Annotated in this window: 2 protein-coding genes; both read left to right on the top strand. The window is 73.5% G+C overall.

The features are described 5' to 3' along the window. A partial coding sequence (locus DVA66_RS20570; protein ID WP_198672016.1) for a hypothetical protein occupies window positions 1-185 on the top strand: 185 nt, incomplete at its 5' end. A gap of 85 nt (window positions 186-270) precedes the next feature. Further along, on the top strand, window positions 271-1,089 hold the full coding sequence (gene tsf / locus DVA66_RS20565) for a translation elongation factor Ts (RefSeq protein ID WP_114561591.1): 819 nt from the start codon (window positions 271-273) through the stop codon (window positions 1,087-1,089). Window positions 1,090-1,184 lie beyond the last annotated feature (95 nt).

The following is a 1,184-nucleotide window of genomic DNA, read 5'->3' as shown; positions in this document are numbered from 1 at the left end:
TGGCCGCCACCGAGGCCCCCGCGGCCGAGGCGACCGCCGCCGCCGAGGCGTCCGACCCGTCCGCCGACGTGCCGGCGACCGACGTCGAGGCGACCGCCGCCGACGCCGAGGAGGCCCCGGCCACCGACGCGGCCACCGGTGCCGAGACCGGCGAGGCCGGCAGCGGGTCCATCTCGAACAGCTGACCACCCGGCGTGCGGGCGCGCTCGGCTCCCGCACGCCCGACCGTCCCCGACGCCTGCCTCGAGCAGGCCCACGAGAAGAGGAACAATGGCATCGTTCGCTGCATCGGACGTGAAGAAGCTCCGCGACGCCACCGGCGCCGGGATGATGGACGCCAAGAAGGCCCTGACCGAGGCCGACGGCGACTTCGACAAGGCGGTGGAGGTGCTCCGCGTCTCCGGCCAGGCCAAGGCCGCCAAGCGCGGTTCGGAGCGTGAGGCCAGCAACGGGCTCGTCGCCAGCTCCGGCAACGCCCTGGTCCAGCTCGGCGCCGAGACCGACTTCGTGGCCAAGAACGACGAGTTCGTCGCGCTGGCCGACGAGATCGCCGCCGCCGCCGACCAGGCCAAGGCCGGCGACCTGGACGCGGTCAACGCGCTCACCCTCAGCAGCGGCCAGACGGTCGCCGAGGCGATCAGCGCGCTGGCCGCCAAGATCGGTGAGAAGCTCGAGCTCGCGGCCGCCGCCTACTTCGACGGCACCGCCTCGGTCTACCTGCACCGCCGCGCCTCCGACCTGCCGCCGCAGGTGGGTGTGCTGGTGGAGTACACCGGTGAGGACGAGACGCTGGTCCGCTCGGTCGCCATGCAGGTGGCCGCCATGCGCCCCAGCTACGTCAGCCGCGAGGAGGTGCCGGCCGAGGTCGTCGCCAACGAGCAGCGCATCGCCGAGGCCACCGCGCGCGAGGAGGGCAAGCCCGAGAAGGCGCTGCCGCGCATCATCGAGGGCCGCGTGAACGGCTTCTTCAAGGACGTCGTGCTGCTCGACCAGCCCTACGTCTCCGACGACAAGAAGTCGGTCGGCCAGGTGCTCGAGGCCGGCGGCGTGAGCGTCAGCCGCTTCGTCCGCTTCGAGGCCGGGGTCTGATCCGAGCACTAGAGTGACGTGCGCCGCCGGGGTCACCTGGCGGCGCACGTCCGCATCCGGGCCCGGCACGCGGCCGCCCGGCGCAGAGACCGGCA

The organism is Desertihabitans aurantiacus, assembly GCF_003344635.1.
In the GTDB taxonomy this organism is placed as follows: domain Bacteria; phylum Actinomycetota; class Actinomycetes; order Propionibacteriales; family Propionibacteriaceae; genus Desertihabitans; species Desertihabitans aurantiacus.
The sequence above is the reverse complement of the archived record's forward strand: the minus strand, read 5'-3'. Positions and strand labels throughout refer to the sequence as shown.

Coding starts and splice junctions, on each gene's coding strand:
- tsf (WP_114561591.1), top strand. CDS start 271: ATGGCATCGTTCGCTGCATCGGACGTGAAGAAGCTCCGCGACGCCACC.